This window comes from Mesorhizobium sp. M1C.F.Ca.ET.210.01.1.1 (assembly GCF_004791585.1).
Classification (GTDB): Bacteria; Pseudomonadota; Alphaproteobacteria; order Rhizobiales; family Rhizobiaceae; genus Mesorhizobium.
On the sequence record NZ_SRUU01000032.1, the window covers coordinates 38,007 to 55,550 of the forward strand.

A 17,544-nucleotide genomic window follows, 5' to 3' on the forward strand; every position below is an offset into this window, starting at 1 on the left:
ATGGACTTCAAACGGCTGAGCTATTTCCTGGCAGTGGCCGAAGAACTTCATTTCGGGCGCGCCTCGGCGCGGCTCGGAATTGCTCAGCCTCCATTAAGCCGACAGATCGCCCAGTTCGAACGGGAGATCGGTGCGGTCCTGTTCGACCGCAGCCGCAGCCAGATTCGGCTCACCCAGGCAGGCGAATTGCTGCTGGAGCGAGCAAGGGAAATCCTCGAACGCGCCGACCAGACGGAACGTGAGGTGATGCGGATCGGGCAGGGCGTCGCGGGACGCCTGCGGATCGCGTTCGTCGGAACGGCAACCTTCGGTGTTCTGCCCAACATCATCAGGGCTTTCCGGGCCGCGCATCCGGATATCGAACTGGCGCTTTCGGCCATGAACAATGCCGAGTTGCGACGAGCCCTGATCCAGCGGGAAATCGACATTGCGGTGGCGCGCCCGTCGATCGAAGACGCGGAGGTCAAATCCGAAACGCTCATGAAGGAACCGCTCGTGCTGGCGCTTCCCGACAGCTATGCCAATCGTGAGCAACCATTCCATCTCGCAGATTTCAAGAATACTACTTTCGTCCTCTTTCCGCGGCGCCCACGGCCAAGTTACGCGGACTATGTGCTCGACGTATGCAAGGTCGACGGCTTTGTTCCTGCCTTGCAGGTCATGGCCCAGGACTACCTTACAGCGATGAGCCTGGTTTCGGTTGGCGTCGGCATCTCGGTCGTGCCAGCATCGGTCAGTGAAAATCAGCGGCCCGGCATTGTCTATCGGAAATACGAAGGCCACAATCCGGGTACCGAGCTTTCACTCAACTATCGACGAGACAACCGCTCGCCGCATTTGTTCGGCTTTCTTGAATTGGCTCGGAAAATAGCGCGGGCTTCGCATTCGGGTCCGCCGGTCTGAATACGTCGCCTCGGTAATGCGATGATTGCGGACATGGCCGAAGCGGAACTGGTTTAGCTCAAGGCGTTGTCTATCGATGAGTTGACACCAGATGGCGGCTCAACCGGTCCTCAACGCCAACACCAGACAGTCCGCAGTCGGCCCCTTGACGGCCTTTCCGAGCCTCGATCATGGCGCGCCGTTTAATTAGCCACAATGTCAGCATGGCTGACCCGCCGGATTTCGGATCGTGGCGCCCGATTCGATGGCAGCTTTGCGCCCAATGTCGGCCGTAGAGACCAGCCTGCATCATCCGGAAAGCGGACATCGCCGGCGACCACTGTAGAGGTCGTGGTTGCTAGAAGCGGTCGCCGTTTTACCTGGCTTCAGTTGCCAGATGCGAATACACAGCGGCTGCGCTTAGGTGGCAATTGCATCAGAGCCGGCGCCGCAAACGATCGCGCAGACCAGCTCATTCTTCTCTATCGAGATGCGACCTTTGCGCAGGGCGGCGAGGGCGGCAGCGCCGCTGAGGTCCGCCGCTAAGCCCATTTCGAACCAGAGCCACTTGGCTGCGGCGCGCATTTCGTCGTCGCTGACCAGCACGATCTCATCGACCCGATCGCGAACGGCCTCGAAGATTCGATCGTCGGAGCGCGCGCACGACATTGTTGCTACCGAGGTGGTCACCTTGTCGAGGGCGATGTTGCGGCCCGCCTCCAGCGAACGCAGCAGCACCGGCGATCCTTCGGCTTCGATGCCAACCACTCGCACACCCGGCTTCAGCGCCTTGAGCGCAGTGGACACCCCCGTGATAAGGCCGCCGCCACCCATCGCCACGAGCACGGTGGTCATCTCAGGCAGCTCCTCGAGCAGCTCGAGGCCGACCGTTCCCTGCCCGGCAACAACATCCGCGTCGGCAAAGGGATGGAAATATGCCGCGCCCGTCTCGCGGTGGAAGGCAAGAGCGGCGACGTTGGATTCATGCCAGGCGGAGCCAACGATCCGAACGTCGGCCTTCCAGGCCCGGAGCTTTTCGATCTTCTCGAGCGAGGCGTTGTTCGGCAGGAAAATGGTGGCGGGCACCTGTGCCATGAAGCCGGCGCGGGCCGTGGCGATGCCGTGATTTCCCCCTGATGCGGTGACGATGCCATGAGCGACGTCGGCAGCATCGAGCGCCAGCAGCCGGTTCGTGGCGCCCCGCGCCTTGAACGAGCCCGTGACCTGCAGAAGCTCAAGCTTCAAAGCAAGCCGATAGCCTTCGCCAGCTCCCGACAGGAGATTGGTCGCCTCGACCACCGGCGTGCGCCGGACATTGCCCCTGATCCGCTCGGCCGCGGCCCGGATGTCGTTCAGCTCGACGATCATGCGATCTCTCCCTCATAGGGCGCGGCCACCGTCACGCAGCAATTACCGACGACGAGCCGCCAGGCTGCCGACGACCATAGACCATTCCATCGGCGGCGGCGTAGAGCACCGTCGAAAGCATCACGCTAAGGTCGGGTTCACCAAACAAAGTCCCAACAGCAGCCGTTCATACAACAATCGCGTTGATCGGTTCTGGCGACGCGGTGGCGGCACCTTCCGGTTGGGGCGTGAAGAGCGTTTGCAGATAAGAGGGCCGCAGGTTAGCGTTGATCTATGTTCATTTCCTCATAGGGCAATGATGAGATGACACCTCGAACCAAGTACGCGCGAAGCGGGGATGTGGCCATCGCCTATCAGGTCTGGGGGAGTGGTCCAGTAGACCTTGTTTGGGCACCGGGAACGGCATCCCACCTCGATCTGGAATGGGAGATGCCACTGCGCGCTCTGTTTTTCGAGAAGCTCGGGGCGTTCTGCCGGGTCATCAAGTTCGATAAGCGTGGAACGGGGCTGTCTGATCGCCCGATCCGAATGGCGACTCTTGAGGAACGGACCGACGATATCCGGGCCGTGATGGATGCCGAGAAGGTGGACTATGCCAGCCTTTTCGGTGTTTCCGAGGGGGGCTCGATGACGAGTTTGTTCGCTGCCTTGAACCCGGACCGCGTAAGATCCCTAATCGTCTGGGGCACGCAAGCTCGTTGGTGCGCTTCAGAAGACCACCCATGGGGCCTGTCGTCCGAGGCGTATGATCAGCTTATCAAGGATGTGGCTGAGAACGGCCCCTCAGACGAGTACATCCGTGGAGCAGGGGTCGGGCTCGGGCGTAGTGTCGATCAAACAGTGGTCGATGCCCAAGCTCGTATTATGAGGGCCGCGGCGAGCCCGTCCGCATATGCGGCCTACGAAGCGATGAATCGGGACATCGATATCCGGAATATCCTTCCTGCGATATCAGTGCCAACGCTAGTCATGATCCGTTCTCACGATCCGGTTGCATCGGCTGAAGCCGCGCGCGACATGGCGCGGCGCATACCTCAAGCAAAAATGAGGGAGTATCCCGGGGACACACACACCTTTGTCGCCAAGGATATGGATACGATTTTGGCTGACATTCAGTCGTTTTTGACCGGTGTGACGCCGGAGGTTACGCCTGACCGAAAGCTAGCCGCTATATTGTTCCTCGACGTCGTGTCATCAACGGACCATCTAGCGAGGGACGGGGATCAAGCGTGGAGCAATACGCTAAACTCCTATTATAACATCGTGCGCAAGGAAATCGCACGCTACCGCGGCGAGGAGTTCACGGTTGCCGGCGACGGCTTCCTGGCACTGTTCGATGGGCCCGCGCGCGCGGTACGATGTGCCCTCACCATTGCCGACGCGGTAAAGCAACTCGAGATCGATGTTCGAGCGGGTGTCCACGTCGGGGAATGTGCGATTGTCGGGACCAACGTAACAGGCCTCGCTATCCACACGGGAGCAAGGATCATGAGTTCAGCTGAGGGGGGAATGGTTTTGACCTCTCAGACCGTGAGGGACTTGGTTGCGGGCTCAGGCCTCCGTTTCTCAGATCAGGGTGAGCGCGTGCTCAAAGGTGTGCCTGACAAACACCGCTTATTCCTTGCGATGTTGGAAGAGGCTGGAGCGACCTCGTAGAGATTCCCCGCCTGGTCTAAGTCTTTCCATTTTCGCAACGAAACAGTCACATCAGGACAATGCCCACGCCCACCTGAATGTCCGCTTTTGAAGATTCGTAGACCGAAGCTGCCGGTCTGTTCTCGGCCCCATTCCGGCAGTTCGAAGGACGAGTCAGGCGAACTATCGCCCCTTTTCGGCTTCGATCATTGCTCGCCGTTTAATTAGCCACAATGTCAAGAGGTTGTGGCCGCCGGCCGCCGCCACCTCCAGCGCCCGCTTGGCGCTTTCCTGGCCCTTGATGTCGGCAAGGTCCGGCAGGTCGCGCGCCGCGAGCTGGATGCCAGCCTCCGGCCGCGACAGCACCTGCGTGCCGCGGAAATGGTTGGCGATCGCGATCAGGCTGCGCGGCGCCAGGATATCGAAATCCTTGCCGGCCCAGGCCGCCTCCGGCCCGCAGGCGAACGGGCAGATCAGGCCCTTGCCCTCGGCATTGGCGCCGATCGCGGCCGGCAGCGCGCCGGCCACCGCGGCGATGGTGCCGTCGAGCGACAATTCGCCGAGCACGACATAGCCGGCCAGCATGTCGCCAGGGATGGCGCCGAGCGCCGCCATAAGTCCGAGCGCGATCGGCAGGTCGTAATGGCTGCCTTCCTTGGGCAGGTCGGCGGGCGCGAGGTTGACCGTCACCTTCTTCGACGGCATCGACAGCCCCGAGGCATGGAGCGCTGCCTGCACCCGCTCGCGGCTTTCGGCCACCGCCTTGTCCGGCAGGCCGACGATCTGCATGCCGACCTTGCCCGGCGCGATCATCACCTGGACATCGACCGGCACTGCCTCGATGCCCTGGAAAGCCACCGTGCGAACCCTCGCCACCATTTTTGTCCAAGCCCCCGGATATCGCCTCACCTCGGCCCTTGCTCGGACCGCGGGTGATACCGACCCGAGACAATCATAGATTTCGGATTTAGGCAAGAACATTACGGGAACAGAGGAGCGCCGTCCGGCGACGATCTTGGGGCTATGACCGCACACCTGGTACGATCAAGCCGTCGGCACTGCGCCGCGCCGCTCGATCGCGGTCTTGCGGATGATTTCCGCGATCTCCGGGCTGCTGCCGCACAGCATCTGGAAATCCGCCGAGTGCAGCGACAGGAGTGAGACCGCCGTTGCGGCGCTGACGGTCGCCATACGCGGTTCGCCGCTGATCAGCGCCATCTCGCCGAAGAAGGCGCCAGGTCCAAGCTCCACCGGGTTCGGCGTCGCGACGCTGACGCGCCCCTCCACGACGAAGAACATCCGATCACCGGGCTCACCGATGCGGCAGATCACGGCACCCGCCGGCATCATACGAGGTCTTAACGCCCTCACGATCTCGACCAGCACGGCCGGGCCAAGCTTCTGAAACAACGGTACGGCGGCGACCAATTGCCAATTGCGGACGAAATCGCCGCGACGGACTTCCTGATAGAAGCCGGTGGCAAGAATGCCGGCCCAGAGCGCGAAGATGCCGATGCCACTCATCATGACCAGCCCGGCAAGGACGCGGCCGGCGAAGCTTTGCGGAATAGCGTCGCCATAGCCGGTGGTGGACAGCGTGACCACCGCCCACCACATTGCCAGCGGGATGCTGCCGAATTTTTCCGGCTGGATGTCGCGCTCGATGACATAGGCAGCGAGCGCGACACCGAACAGAACGACGCCGAAGAGGGTGGTGACGCCGATCAGGTTGCGCGCCTCGTTGGCCAGCACCCTGCCCAGCACCGGGAAGAAGGTTGAGTCGCGCAGCGGTTTCAGCAGCCAGACAGTACAGTAGAGGCTCCAGTCGGGCGTGCCGACGAGCAGAAATGCGGCGAGCGGAACCAGGACCGCGAGCACATCGATGGCGATTGCCGGCGTCCTGTTCCGAACGTCTCCCGCCCGCCGCTTGAGCAGCGTCGCCGCCAGTTGCAGGAGATAGGCGCCCCAAATGACGGCGAGCACGACAGCCAGAACCAGCCTGCTTCGTCCGGACAGGTCCGGTATCGTGAGCGCAGCCACCGCCAGAAGCCCGGGCGCAGCCAGCACCGCGTTGGGCGGCGCGTAGATTCTCAAGAAAGACAATACCGACATTCTATGCCCACGAGCGGCTACTACGCCCCAAAATAGAATGCCTTCAAGGCAAGCGCAAAGGTGCTTGGTAGCGCTGCGATGTGCATCACCAACGGTGAACTCAGATGTCTGGGATAGCTTCGTGACCAGGCGTAAGTAGACAGGTCACAACCGACGAGAATGACCTAAGTCTGCCTGCGTAACCTGCGCTCGCGGGCGACATCTGCCAGGTAAACTGTCGGGTCCTGGTCGTTTCTCTGCGCGAGGGCGTTGGCGATGTCGCAGGTGTTCAGGCCGATGTCCAGGAGCTCGCGAGTGCTCATCGACGCGAGGACAGCGAGCTGCTTTCGTTGTACCCAGAAGCGTGGCAGCCACAGAACGGCGGCAACGGTTCCGTGCAGAAGCGCCAAAAGGTAAGGGACTGCACGGCTCTCCTTGCGTCCCGTCGCCGCACTGTAGGGAAATTCGATGGTGGCCATGGTTGTTTCTCCTCTCAAGCCGCCTTCCTGGGCCGCAGGTGGAGACTAGGCGAGCGTGCGGCGCCAGGCCTGATATCCAGCCGAAACATTTCCGAAATCGAGATGAAATTGGATCGAGTATCTCGACAGCCGTAGCTGCGAATTTCCTAATATGCCGGGCTACGCTATTGTAAGGCGCTTCTAGGGAGACGCCGTTTGAGAGAAGCCGACCATCCGGACAAGGCCGTCATCCGGCTTGGCGCATATGCACTCGACCGGGAGCGGGGTCTCATTTTGAACGACGGCAGGCCTGTCGATGTCCGCGCGAGGACGTTTTCGCTGTTGGTCTTTCTCGTTGAGCACGCAAACCGCGTGGTCAGCCGAGATGAGATATTTGAGGTCGTGTGGAAAGGTCTTGTCGTAACTGACGACGCGTTGACGCAGACGATCCGCGACCTTCGAAACGTCCTTGGCGACGAGCGGGCAACCCTCATCAAGACGGTCGCAAAGCGCGGCTACATGTTAACGCTTCAATCGCAGGACCAAGCGAACGGTCGCGGCAACGATCGAGCCAGCGCAGAACCTCCAGCAAGGTCGCAAAACCTCGGGGAACAAGGTCCCCCGTCGGAAGCTCGGCTGGATTTGCTTCTAACGCCCCAGGTCGATGCGGATCTGCTCGGTGAACGATCGTTGCGGCGCGCGTTCGACTTGTTGGTGGATGAAAGCAGATCGACAGTGCCTCTTGTGGGGTCGACCCAAGCGGCCGAAGCGCAGTCGGCCCGCATCTCGGGGCGCGACAGGCCCGCCGTCGCGGTGCTGCCGTTCGCGCTCGAGGGTATTGCTTCCTCGCACCTACATGTTTTGAGGGACGGGTTGCTGCGGGACATCATCCGCGACGTTGCCCGACTGCGAACTGTCTTCGTCATCGCCGCGAACTCGCTGCAGGCTTTGTCGGCGGTCGGCCTGAGCAGGCTGGAGGCCGCCCGGCTGCTTCGCTGCGACTATGTCTGCGCCGGCAACATCGCACTCGACGGATCGATCCTTCGGGTCGATGTCGAGTTGATCGCGGCCGACGACGGCCATGTGCTTTTTTCCGAAATATTCTCGAAGCCTCTCGTATCCATCTCGCAGTTCGGACAGACTCTGGCTGGCGAGATCGCCACGCTGGTGGCTGGTGAGGTCAATCTCGCGGAGCGCAATATAGCAGTCCGGCGGCCTCTTCATGAGTTGGACGCATGGCAGGCCTATCATCGCGGCCTGTGGCACATGCACATGTTCACCGGTCAGGACAATACGGTCGCCGAGAATCTGTTCAAGGCGGCGATCCACCTCGACCCGCACTTTGCACCTCCTTATACGAGTCTCTCGTTCACACATTTTTTGAAAGCGTATCTGTTTGATCCGTCGCATCTCTCCGAGGAGGGCCGGATCGCTCACGATCTTGCGGCCCGCGCGGTGGAGATCGATCCACACGACCCCGCCGCACATTGCGCTCTCGGGCGTGCGCTCTGGATCATCGGTGCGCGCGAGGAAGCCATCGAGGCTCTGGAGTGCGCGACCGTTCTCAGTCCTTCATATGCTTTTGGGCATTATTCGCGTGCCTTCATTCAAGCTCACTCTGGGGATGCCGAAACGGCCATTCAGGCAGCCGACCATGCAAGAGAACTTTCGCCCTTCGATCCCTTCCTTGCTCCCAACCAAGCGGTCCGCGCCGTTTCCCTGCTGCGACTCGGAAGAGCCGAGGAGGCAGCCAGGTGGGCCTTGCGCGCTACGCTCCATCGCAACGCTCACGCGCATGTGAGGCGTATCGCGACCTTGGCGCTGACCGCGGCAGGCCGGATTGACGAGGCAAAGCAATTGGCTCAACTGGTCAACAGCGAAAGCCCGGAAAACGGAAACGAGTTGTTCATTCGGGCAAACAGAATGCGATCCGATGACCAGAAGTTGCTACGCGACCTGGGCCAGAAAGGCGGGCTGCTCTAAGCGCAGCGAGGCGATCTTGGCGGACCGATCGGGGTGCCTTAGGCCCGCTTCCCCTCGACGCAATCCCAGAACAATCCGGCGATATCGGCGCCGCCGAAACGCTGCACCTCGCGCACGCCGGTCGGCGAGGTCACGTTGATCTCGGTCATCCAGTCGCCGATCACGTCGATGCCGACGAGGATGAAGCCGCGTTCCCTCAGCGACGGGCCGATGCGGGCGCAGATCTCGCGTTCGCGCTCCGTCAGCTCGGTCTTCTCGGCGCGGCCGCCGACATGCATGTTGGAGCGCGAATCGTGCTCTGCCGGCACGCGGTTGATGGCGCCCACCGGCTCGCCGTCGATCAGGATGATGCGCTTGTCGCCCTTGCGCACGTCCTTCAGATAACGCTGCACGATATAGGGCTCGCGGAAGAGCTGGCCGAACATTTCGAGCAGCGAGGCCAGATTCCGGTCGGCTTCGTGCAGATGGAAGATGCCGGCGCCGCCATTGCCGTAGAGCGGCTTGACGATGATGTCGCCGAACTCCTTGCGGAAAGCGGCCACCTCCCGCGGGTCCTTGGTGATCAGCGTTTCCGGCATCAGGTCGGGGAATTCGGTGACAAAGATCTTTTCCGGGCTGTTGCGCACCCAGGCCGGGTCGTTGACCACCAGCGTCTTCGGATGGATGCGCTCCAGGATATGCGTGGTGGTGATGTAGTTCATGTCGAAGGGCGGGTCCTGCCTGAGCAGCACCACGTCCATTTCCGAGAGATCGGTGCGCACCGGCTCGCCCAGCGAATAGTGGCTGCCCTTCTCGTCGCGCACCTGCATCTCCTCGATACGCGCGTACACCTTGCCGTCCCGCATCGACAGCCGGTCAGGCGTGTAGTGGAAAAGCGTGTGGCCGCGCCGCTGCGCCTCCAGTGACAGCGCGAAGGAGGTGTCGCCGGCGATCGACACGGTGGAGACATGGTCCATCTGGACGGCGATCTTCAGCGGCATTTTCGGTCTCCATTGGAGCGACGTGCATCCGTCTGGATGCACAGACGACGCTCCAACACTTTGAATCCACGCATCTGCCGCCGATATAAGGAACTCGAAGGCTTCTGCCAATCGCGCTCGCTTGGTGCAGAAGCTCAGCGATCGAAGACCAGGCGGGAATAGCCGAGGAAGGACAGCGCCATCGCAACCAGCGAGGCGACCGCCAGCGCCGCCAGCGGCGGCAGGGCGGGCAGCGCGAACAGCATTGCGCAATAGACGAGATAGTTGACGATGCTGGTGGCGATGCCGACGCCGCCATAGCGCGCGCCCTCCTGCGCCATGCCCCGGCGCGACGGCGCGAAGGTCAGATGGCGGTTGAGCTGCCAGGTGAGGGTGAGCGCGAAGCCGATCGAAAGCACGCGCGCGATCAACGGTCCGAGCGGGGTGAGCGAAAGCAGCAGCCAGAGCGCTGCCGCATCGGCGGCAAAGCCGATGCCGCCGGCAAGGACGAAGCGGAAAAGCCGGCCCATCAGGCCGCCCGCGAGGCCTTGCCGGGCTCCCTCTTCGGAGCGGTCTGCCCGTTGATGCCTGCGCGGCGCTCGATGCGGCCGGACGGGATCGACAGATAGAAGATGCGCTTCTGTTCGGCGCGGCCGCGCGACACCGAATCGAGGATCAGCCCGGTCACCGCCGAAAGCATCGACAGGAGCAGCAGGCCGACCGACAGCACCCATGTCGGCATGCGCGGCACCAGGCCGGTCTCGGCAAACTCGACGAGCACCGGGATCATCAGGCCGATGCTGGCCGCCAGGAAGAACAGGGCGAATGTGCCGAAGAAGCGCAGCGGCTGCGTCTCCTTCACCAGCATGGCGAACATCCACAGGATCCGGGCACCGTCGCGAACGGTCGACAGCTTGGACGACGAGCCTTCCGGCCGACGGCCGTAGTCGAGCGTCATTTCGCTCACCGGCAGCTTGAGCTGCGAGGCATGGACCGACATTTCGGTCTCGATCTCGAAGCCGCCCGAAACCGCCGGGAAGCTCTTGACGAAGCGCCGCGAAAAGACCCGATAGCCGGAGAAGATGTCGGTGAAATCGGCGCCGAACAGACCCTTGTAAAGCCGGTTGAAGACGCGGTTGCCGAAGGCGTGGCCGGAGCGGCCGGCATCGTCGGCAACGCCGCGCCTGGTGCCCACGACCATGTCGCAGCGCTCGGTCAAAAGCGTGTTGATCAACTGCGGCGCATCTTCAGGCGCATAGGTGCCGTCGCCGTCGGCCATCACATAGATGTCGGCGTCGATGTCGGCGAACATGCGGCGCACCACATTGCCCTTGCCCTGGCGCGGCTCGCGCACGACGACGGCGCCGGCGGCGCGGGCCTTGAGCGCGGTCAGGTCCTTCGAATTGTTGTCGTAGACATAGATCGCGGCGGCCGGCAGCGTTTCGCGGAAGCGCCGCACGACCTCGCCGATCGTCGGCTCCTCATTGTAGCAGGGCAGCAGCACGGCGATCGCCGGCTCGTTGCGGACTTCATGCGGCATGCCTGTCTCCGGTGCCCGGCCCTCCGGCCGCGCCGATACCGGCCCCAATGCCGGCGTCTCCGGGCCGCTTCACTATTTATAGAAGCCGTTAAGGCCAGGTTTAAGCCCCTGTCTCCAAGGCTGGCCAAGCGAACACGGAAGCTCTCCTAAGGTAATTGGAAAATCGATTTTTCCGATACTTTTCCTAAACGCTTTGCTGCCAGTCTGAAGATAAATACCGTCATCACAACAGGGACATGATGCAAACGACGTTTGGCACCGGGCAGCCAGGCAAGGACAACACGGATCTGGCTTTCACCGATCCGCTGACCGGACTTGGCAACCATCGTCGCTTCTTCGACAAGGTCGATCGCCTGATCAGCGATCGCGCCGACGATCCCGCGCCGTTCACCGTCGGCATCCTCGACCTCGACGGCTTCAAGCCGATCAACGACCTGTTCGGCCACAAGGCCGGCGACGATATCCTGATCCAGGTGGCGATGCGCCTGCGCGCCTCGATGGACGGCCATTCCACGGTCTGCCGCATCGGCGCCGACGAGTTCGCCTTCCTCTATCCGATGGTGTTCAGCGAGGAGCAGGCGGCCGAAAAGTCGCGCATGCTGATCGAGATCCTGTCCGCGCCCTATGACGTCGGCGAGCGCACCGCGAGATTGTCGGCCTCGGTCGGCTGCTCGCTGTTTTATTCCGGCGACGAGACCACCGAGATCCTGATCAACAAGGCCGAGACCGCGCTTTACCACGCCAAGCGCTCGGGCCGCGGCCGCGTCGTGGTCTATACCCGCGAGATGGAGGAGGCCGCCAAGCGCGTCACCCGTATCGAGCAGGCGCTGCGCCGCGCAGTCTCCGCCGGCGAGGTCGAGCCGCATTTCCAGCCCATCGTCGATCTCAGCACCCGCCGCACCATCGGCTTCGAGACGCTGGCCCGCTGGAGCGACCGCGATCTCGGCATGGTGCCGCCGAGCGTCTTCATCCCCATCGCCGAGGAGCGCGGCATCATCGGCCCGCTGTCGCAGCTCGTGCTGCGCAAGGCGACCGAGGCGGCGCGCAGCTGGCCGAAGGACCTGTTCCTGTCCTTCAACCTGTCGCCCTCGCAGCTCGTCGACCAGAACACCGGCCTGCACATATTGGCGATCCTCGAGCGCACCGGCTTCGATCCGCACCGGCTGGAGATCGAGATCACCGAGACCGGCCTGATGACCGACCCGGCTTCGGCCGAGAAGATCGTCGAGGATCTGCGCCGCGTCGGCATCCGCGTCTCGCTCGACGATTTCGGCACCGGCCAGTCATCGCTCGGCCGCCTGCGCGAATTCCATTTCGACAAGCTGAAGATCGACCGCGCTTTCGTCTCCTCCATTCTCGACGACCGGCCTTCCGAGCACATCATCCGCGCCATTCTGGCCATGTGCGAGGGGCTCGGCATGGACGTGGTGGCCGAAGGCATCGAGGAGGAAGCGCAGGCCGACCGCCTCGTCCAGTTCGGCTGCGCCGGCGGGCAGGGCTACCTGTTCGGCAAGCCGGTCGATGCCGACGCCACGCTCGGCTATCTGCGCGATTCCTATCGCGGCGCGCTGCGCGCCAAGGCGATCTGACCGAAGCAACCGCGATCCAGGCCGGCCCGCCAGCGCCGCGCGGCTGCGCGGCTGCTGTTTTGTCAGACATAAGCCCGAAAAACGCCTTTTCGCCCTTGCTCCCGGGGCCGACGTGGCTAGGATGCGCGCCGGCCAAAGGGAGAAGGAAATCATGATGCCATCGGCGCGTTTCGCCGACCTAGACGGCGCCTCGGTGCTGATCACCGGCGGCGGCTCCGGTATCGGCGCGGCGCTGACCGAGGGCTTCATGCGCCAGGGCGCCAGGGTTGCCTTCATCGACATAGCCGACAAGCCAAGCACGGCGCTTGCCGACCGCCTGGAGAAGGAGCTTGGCCGCCGCCCGCTCTACCTCAAGACCGACCTGCGCGACGTCGAGGCGCTGCGCGCTGCCGCGGCAAAGGCGGCGAAAGCGCACGGCGATGTTACGGTGCTCGTCAACAACGCGGCGCTCGACGACCGCCATGAGGTGAAGGACGTCACGGTCGAGTTCTGGGACAACAACCTCGCGATCAACCTGCGGCCGCATTTCTTCACCGCCCAGGCGGTGGCGCCGGGCATGAAGCGCGCAGGCGGCGGCTCGATCATCAACTTCACCTCGACCTCCTATCTCATCAACCACCCGGACATGCCGGCCTACACCGCCGCCAAGGCCGGCATACTCGGCCTCACCAAGGGCCTCGCCGGCAAGCTCGGCGCCGACGGCATCCGCGTCAACGCGGTTGCGCCCGGCTGGGTGATCACCGAACGGCAGAAGGAGCTTTGGGTGACCGAAGACGCTCTCGCCGCCCATGTCGCCAAGCAATGCATCAAGGAGGCCATGCAGCCGGACGACATTGTCGGCACAGTGCTGTTCCTGGCGTCGGACGCCTCGCGCATGCTGACGGCGCAGATGCTGATCGTCGACGGAGGCGTGCTGTGAGCGGCGCGCCCGCGGTCGCCGCCCTCGATTGGGGCACGACAAGGCTCCGCGCCTGGCTGCTCGACGGCAGCGACAAGGTGCTCGCCGAACGGCGCGGCGACGACGGGCTGATCACCGCGCGTGAAAAGGGTTTTGCGAAGGTGCTGGAAGGCCACCTTGCCGCGATGGGCGCGCCGGAAGCGCTGCCGGTCATCATCTGCGGCATGGCCGGCTCGCGCCAAGGCTGGATCGAGGCGCCTTATGTCACCGTGCCGGCGCCGATCGGCGCCATTCTTGCCGGCGCCGCCCGCATCGAGGGCTCGAGCCGCGACATCCGCATCGTTCCGGGCCTCGCCCAGCGTCTGGCCGACGCGCCGGATGTCATGCGCGGCGAGGAAACGCAGCTTGCCGGCGCTGGTTTGCCAGCAAAGGGACGTCACCTCGCCTGCATGCCCGGCACGCATTCGAAATGGGTCGTGGTCGAGGACGGCGCGGTCGCCGGCTTCGGCACCTGGCCGACGGGCGAGCTGTTTTCGGTGCTCGCCGCGCATTCGATCCTGAAACATTCGCTGGGCGAGCATCCGGCTCCAGTGACAGTCGACAACCCGTTCTTCCGCCAGTGGTGCGAACGGGCGCTGGGCGAGGGCGGCGACGTCACCTCGAAGCTGTTCGCGATCCGCGCCGCCGGGCTGCTGCAGGACCTGAAATCCGACGATGCGGCGGCCTGCCTGTCCGGGCTCTTGATCGGCGGCGAGATCGCTTCGGCCAAACGCCGCTATGGCGCCGGCGAAGCGCCGGTGGTCCTGATCGCCTCGGGCGCGCTGGCCGCGCTTTATGGCGCCGCTCTCGGCTTCGCCGGTCTTGCCTTCCGCGCCGCCGACGCCGATGAAGCGGTGCGCGCCGGTCTGGTCGAGGCCGCCCGCGAGAATGGCATGATTGGAGGCGCTCGATGAGCCAGACGGCACCTTTCCCGAAACTGAGGCGCGGCCTCGTCGCCATCTTGCGCGGGTTGAAGCCCGCGGAGGCTGTGGCGATCGGCAAAGCGGTCCATGATGCCGGCATCGAGGCGATCGAAGTGCCGCTCAATTCGCCGGAGCCCTTCGCCTCCATCGCCAGCATTGTGGAGGCGCTTCCCGGGACCGCGCTGGTCGGCGCCGGCACCGTGCTGACGGCCGCCGACGTTGATGCCTTGCACAAGGCCGGCGGCCGGCTGCTGGTCAGCCCCAACATCGATGCCGACGTGATGGGCCGCGCGATGCATTACGGCATGGTGACGATGCCCGGCGTGTTCACGCCGACCGAAGCCTTCCAGGCCATAAAGCTTGGCGCCTCGGCGCTGAAATTCTTTCCGGCGAGCGTGCTCGGCGCCGCCGGCATTTCGGCGGTGCGCGCGGTGCTTCCGGCATCGACCCTGATCGGCGCCGTCGGCGGCGTTTCCGACAAGGATTTCGCCGGCTACAAGGCGGTCGGTGTCAGCGTCTTCGGTCTGGGATCGAGCCTCTATAAGCCGGGCGCCAGCGTCGAGGACGTGGCGCAGCGCGCCCGCGCCGCGGTCGCCGCCTGGGACGAGGCATTCGGAGGGGTATGATGGACGGCGTTTCGGTTTTTTCCGACCAGATCTGCGAGCTTGGCGAGGGTCCGAGCTACGACCCCGGCACCGACGCGCTGTTCTGGTTCGACATCGTCAACGGCAGGCTTCTGGAAAAGCCGCTCGCCGGCGCGCTGAAGGTGCATGACCTCGGCCTGATGGCCAGCGCCATCGCTGTCATCGACGATGCCCGCCAGCTCATCGCCACCGAGAAGGGCCTCTATATCCGCGATGTCGCGACCGGCAAGCTGACGCTGCACACACCGATCGAGGCCGACAACCCTCTGACCCGTTCCAACGATTCCCGTGTCCATCCCTGCGGCGCCTTTTGGACCGGAACGATGGGCAAGGACGAGGGCAAGGGCGCCGGCGCGATCTACTGGTTCTTCAAGGGCGAGCTGCGCCGGCTGTTCTCCGACATCACCGTGTCGAACTCGATCTGCTTTTCCGAGAACGGTGCGATCGCCTATTACACCGACACCGCGACCGGCCTCCTGATGCGCGTCGCCTGCGACCGGGCAACCGGCCTGCCCACCGGCGAGCCAAAAGTGTTCGTCGACCACCGCTCGTCCAAGGGCTATGTCGACGGCTCGGTCGTCGACCGCGACGGCGTGCTGTGGAACGCCGTCTGGGGCGGCAAGGCGGTCAAGGCCTATTCGCCGGACGGCACGCTGCTGCGCGAAATCCATATGCCGGTGACGCAGCCGTCCTGCCCGGCCTTTGTCGGCCCGACGGCCGACCGCATTGCGGTGACGTCGGCCTGGAAGGGCAAGGACGACAAACAGCGCAAGCTGGACCCGCAAGCCGGCATGACGTTTCTTCTCGACATTCCGGTCAAAGGTCGTTTCGAGCCCCGTGTGCTGATCGCCTGAGCAATCTTCGCTGTCGCGCAACCGGCCGGTTCGGTCGGTTTCCCGCAAGCCGCCCGCGACGGCCATGCGATGGTAGCGCCTGATTTTGCTGGATCACACCATGCGGCCGACGCTGATCCTTGTCCATGAGCCGGAGAAAGCCTGTTTCGACAGGCTCGTCGCCGACGGCTATCCGGCCGAGCGCGCCACCGAGATCTCGTCCTACCTGGCGCAGTCGACCGATTTCGCGCCGGAATTCGATCAACTCGCCGCCGCGTGTGAAAGAAATGGGCTGGCCTTCGTGGCCGTCGAGCTGGACGACGCCGCGACGGTGCTGGCAAGGGCCGATCCGGTCAGCACCCTGGTCTGGACGCTGACAGACGGCATTGCCTATTTCCGCGGCGGCGCGGCGCCCGCCATGGCGCGGCTGAACGGGCTGCGCACGATCGGCGCCGACGATGCGCTGTTCGCGCTCTGCCAGGATAAGTTCCGCTCCGGCGCCGTGCTTGGCGCGCTCGGGCTGCCGGTGCCGCCGGCAGGCTTCGCGCGCAATGGCGCGTGGCTGGTCGAGCCGCCGGCCTCGGCCGCGGGCTGGTTCGTCAAGCCCAACCGGCTCGGCGCCAAGATCGGCATCTGGCCGGACTCCCGCGTCACCGATCTCGGCCATGCGCTGGAGCTTAGCCGCCGCGTTTTTGCCCATTATCGCGACGATGTCGTCGTCCAGCCCTATGTCGCCGGCCGCAATGTGCGGGCAAGCTTCCTCGGGTTGAAGCCTCAGACCGGCGTCGAGGCGCTCGGCATCGCCTTCGTCGAGTCCGGCGGCGATTTCCAGACGATGGCCGACTCGATGGCGCTCTATGGCGATACCGGCCAGGCCGCCAGGAACGCAGGCATCTATGCCGAGCCGGTGCTCGAGCCTGTGGCATCCAATCAGCCGGCGGCCGATCGGGCGATCCGCGCCGTGGCGCAGAGGCTGATGAGCGGCCTCGGCTTGAGGGACGTCTTCTCCGTCGATCTCAGGATCGAGGCCGACGACACCATCCACCTCATCGAGTTCGAGGTCTGCCCCGGCCTGCCCTGCTTCGACTTTCGCGACTACTGCCGCAGGCAATGGGGCATGAGCCTCGCCGATGCGATGGCGCAGACGGCAGCCAACAGGCTGAGATTGTGACCTTCGGGGCTGGGCGAAGCCATTGCGCTTCGTCATCCCAGGACGAAGCAGGAGCGAAGCGACGCGGCGCAGACCATAGGATGACGAAGCGACGGACGTGTTCAGCCAATTTGCCAAGGTTGCCGTATCGACGCCTGCAGTTTCCGACCAGACCCCTCCGCCCGGGGTCTAAATCCCCTCGACCAGCACGATCTCGCCGTCGGCCACCTTCTGGCGGATGGCGACGGCGCGCTGGTATTCCGGCGAATGGTAGCAATCATGCGCAGCGGCGAATGATTCGAATTCGATGATGACGTTGCGCGCGCGGCCGGGACCTTCGGCCTTTTCATGCTCGCCGCCGCGCGCCAGGAATTTCGCGCCGAAGCGATCGAAGGCGAGCTTGGCGGCGGCGACATAGTCCTTGTAGCCCTCGGCATCGCGCACATCGACGCGAGCGACCCAATATCCCTTTGGCATGATTTTCTCCTGTTTATATTACCGAGGACCGGTTTTGAAACTCGCTCCGGTGAGGCGACTGGTGGTGTTTTCGAG

The 17,544-nt window shown here is 63.8% G+C and carries 16 protein-coding genes and 1 pseudogene; 9 read left to right on the top strand and 8 right to left on the bottom strand.

The window, feature by feature from the left end:
* Window positions 1-903, top strand: a complete 903-nt coding sequence (locus EN853_RS27085) for a LysR family transcriptional regulator (protein WP_127862166.1) — start codon at window positions 1-3, stop codon at window positions 901-903.
* Window positions 904-1,302: 399 nt separating this feature from the next.
* Here the strand turns inward: EN853_RS27085 and EN853_RS27090 are convergent, their stop codons facing one another.
* Window positions 1,303-2,250, bottom strand: coding sequence for a pyridoxal-phosphate dependent enzyme (locus EN853_RS27090; RefSeq protein ID WP_245517200.1), 948 nt, complete (start codon window positions 2,248-2,250; stop codon window positions 1,303-1,305).
* Window positions 2,251-2,589: 339 nt separating this feature from the next.
* Between EN853_RS27090 and EN853_RS27095 the strand changes: the two genes are divergently transcribed.
* Window positions 2,590-3,906 (top strand): adenylate/guanylate cyclase domain-containing protein, encoded by a 1,317-nt coding sequence (locus EN853_RS27095; RefSeq protein ID WP_167524615.1) that lies wholly within the window; start codon window positions 2,590-2,592, stop codon window positions 3,904-3,906.
* 216 nt (window positions 3,907-4,122) lie between these two features.
* Here EN853_RS27095 and EN853_RS27100 read toward each other — a convergent pair.
* From EN853_RS27100 to EN853_RS27110, 3 genes and pseudogenes are all read right to left on the bottom strand, one after another.
* Window positions 4,123-4,764, bottom strand: a pseudogene (locus tag EN853_RS27100) (magnesium chelatase domain-containing protein); the annotation flags it as partial.
* 165 nt (window positions 4,765-4,929) lie between these two features.
* On the bottom strand, window positions 4,930-5,997 hold the full coding sequence (locus EN853_RS27105; RefSeq protein ID WP_127862168.1) for a cyclic nucleotide-gated potassium channel: 1,068 nt from the start codon (window positions 5,995-5,997) through the stop codon (window positions 4,930-4,932).
* A 164-nt stretch (window positions 5,998-6,161) separates the two neighbouring features.
* Window positions 6,162-6,455 carry a DUF1127 domain-containing protein gene (locus EN853_RS27110; RefSeq protein WP_127862169.1) on the bottom strand — a complete coding sequence of 98 codons (294 nt, stop codon included), beginning with the start codon at window positions 6,453-6,455 and terminating at the stop codon, window positions 6,162-6,164.
* A 195-nt stretch (window positions 6,456-6,650) separates the two neighbouring features.
* Here EN853_RS27110 and EN853_RS27115 point away from each other — a divergent pair, with 195 nt between their 5' ends.
* Window positions 6,651-8,417: a winged helix-turn-helix domain-containing protein gene (locus EN853_RS27115; protein WP_127862170.1), complete on the top strand. Its 1,767-nt coding sequence runs from the start codon at window positions 6,651-6,653 to the stop codon at window positions 8,415-8,417.
* 38 nt (window positions 8,418-8,455) lie between these two features.
* Here EN853_RS27115 and gshB read toward each other — a convergent pair whose 3' ends face one another.
* The 3 genes from gshB to EN853_RS27130 form a co-directional block, all read right to left on the bottom strand.
* Window positions 8,456-9,397, bottom strand: coding sequence for a glutathione synthase (gene gshB, locus EN853_RS27120; protein ID WP_127862171.1), 942 nt, complete (start codon window positions 9,395-9,397; stop codon window positions 8,456-8,458).
* 134 nt (window positions 9,398-9,531) lie between these two features.
* Window positions 9,532-9,906 (bottom strand): GtrA family protein, encoded by a 375-nt coding sequence (locus EN853_RS27125; protein ID WP_127862172.1) that lies wholly within the window; start codon window positions 9,904-9,906, stop codon window positions 9,532-9,534.
* Window positions 9,906-10,916, bottom strand: a complete 1,011-nt coding sequence (locus EN853_RS27130; RefSeq protein WP_127862173.1) for a glycosyltransferase — start codon at window positions 10,914-10,916, stop codon at window positions 9,906-9,908. The genes EN853_RS27125 and EN853_RS27130 overlap by 1 nt, the downstream gene beginning before the upstream one ends.
* Before the next feature lie 239 nt (window positions 10,917-11,155).
* Here EN853_RS27130 and EN853_RS27135 point away from each other — a divergent pair, with 239 nt between their 5' ends.
* The 6 genes from EN853_RS27135 to EN853_RS27160 all read left to right on the top strand — a co-directional run bounded on the left by EN853_RS27135 (window position 11,156) and on the right by EN853_RS27160 (window position 17,013).
* Window positions 11,156-12,505, top strand: coding sequence for an EAL domain-containing protein (locus EN853_RS27135; RefSeq protein ID WP_127862202.1), 1,350 nt, complete (start codon window positions 11,156-11,158; stop codon window positions 12,503-12,505).
* A gap of 151 nt (window positions 12,506-12,656) precedes the next feature.
* Window positions 12,657-13,424, top strand: coding sequence for an SDR family oxidoreductase (locus EN853_RS27140; protein WP_127862174.1), 768 nt, complete (start codon window positions 12,657-12,659; stop codon window positions 13,422-13,424).
* Window positions 13,421-14,356 carry a 2-dehydro-3-deoxygalactonokinase gene (locus EN853_RS27145; protein ID WP_127862175.1) on the top strand — a complete coding sequence of 312 codons (936 nt, stop codon included), beginning with the start codon at window positions 13,421-13,423 and terminating at the stop codon, window positions 14,354-14,356. The genes EN853_RS27140 and EN853_RS27145 overlap by 4 nt, the downstream gene beginning before the upstream one ends.
* On the top strand, window positions 14,353-14,991 hold the full coding sequence (locus tag EN853_RS27150) for a 2-dehydro-3-deoxy-6-phosphogalactonate aldolase (RefSeq protein WP_127862176.1): 639 nt from the start codon (window positions 14,353-14,355) through the stop codon (window positions 14,989-14,991). The genes EN853_RS27145 and EN853_RS27150 overlap by 4 nt, the downstream gene beginning before the upstream one ends.
* Window positions 14,988-15,863: an SMP-30/gluconolactonase/LRE family protein gene (locus EN853_RS27155; RefSeq protein WP_167524617.1), complete on the top strand. Its 876-nt coding sequence runs from the start codon at window positions 14,988-14,990 to the stop codon at window positions 15,861-15,863. The genes EN853_RS27150 and EN853_RS27155 overlap by 4 nt, the downstream gene beginning before the upstream one ends.
* A 100-nt stretch (window positions 15,864-15,963) precedes the next feature.
* Complete coding sequence (locus EN853_RS27160) at window positions 15,964-17,013, top strand: D-alanine:D-lactate ligase-like protein (protein ID WP_127862178.1); 1,050 nt, start codon at window positions 15,964-15,966, stop codon at window positions 17,011-17,013.
* A 168-nt stretch (window positions 17,014-17,181) separates the two neighbouring features.
* Here the strand turns inward: EN853_RS27160 and EN853_RS27165 are convergent, their stop codons facing one another.
* The gene (locus EN853_RS27165) at window positions 17,182-17,469 is read right to left on the bottom strand and encodes a DUF1330 domain-containing protein (RefSeq protein ID WP_126089640.1); all 288 of its coding nucleotides are present in this window, start codon (window positions 17,467-17,469) and stop codon (window positions 17,182-17,184) included.
* Window positions 17,470-17,544 lie beyond the last annotated feature (75 nt).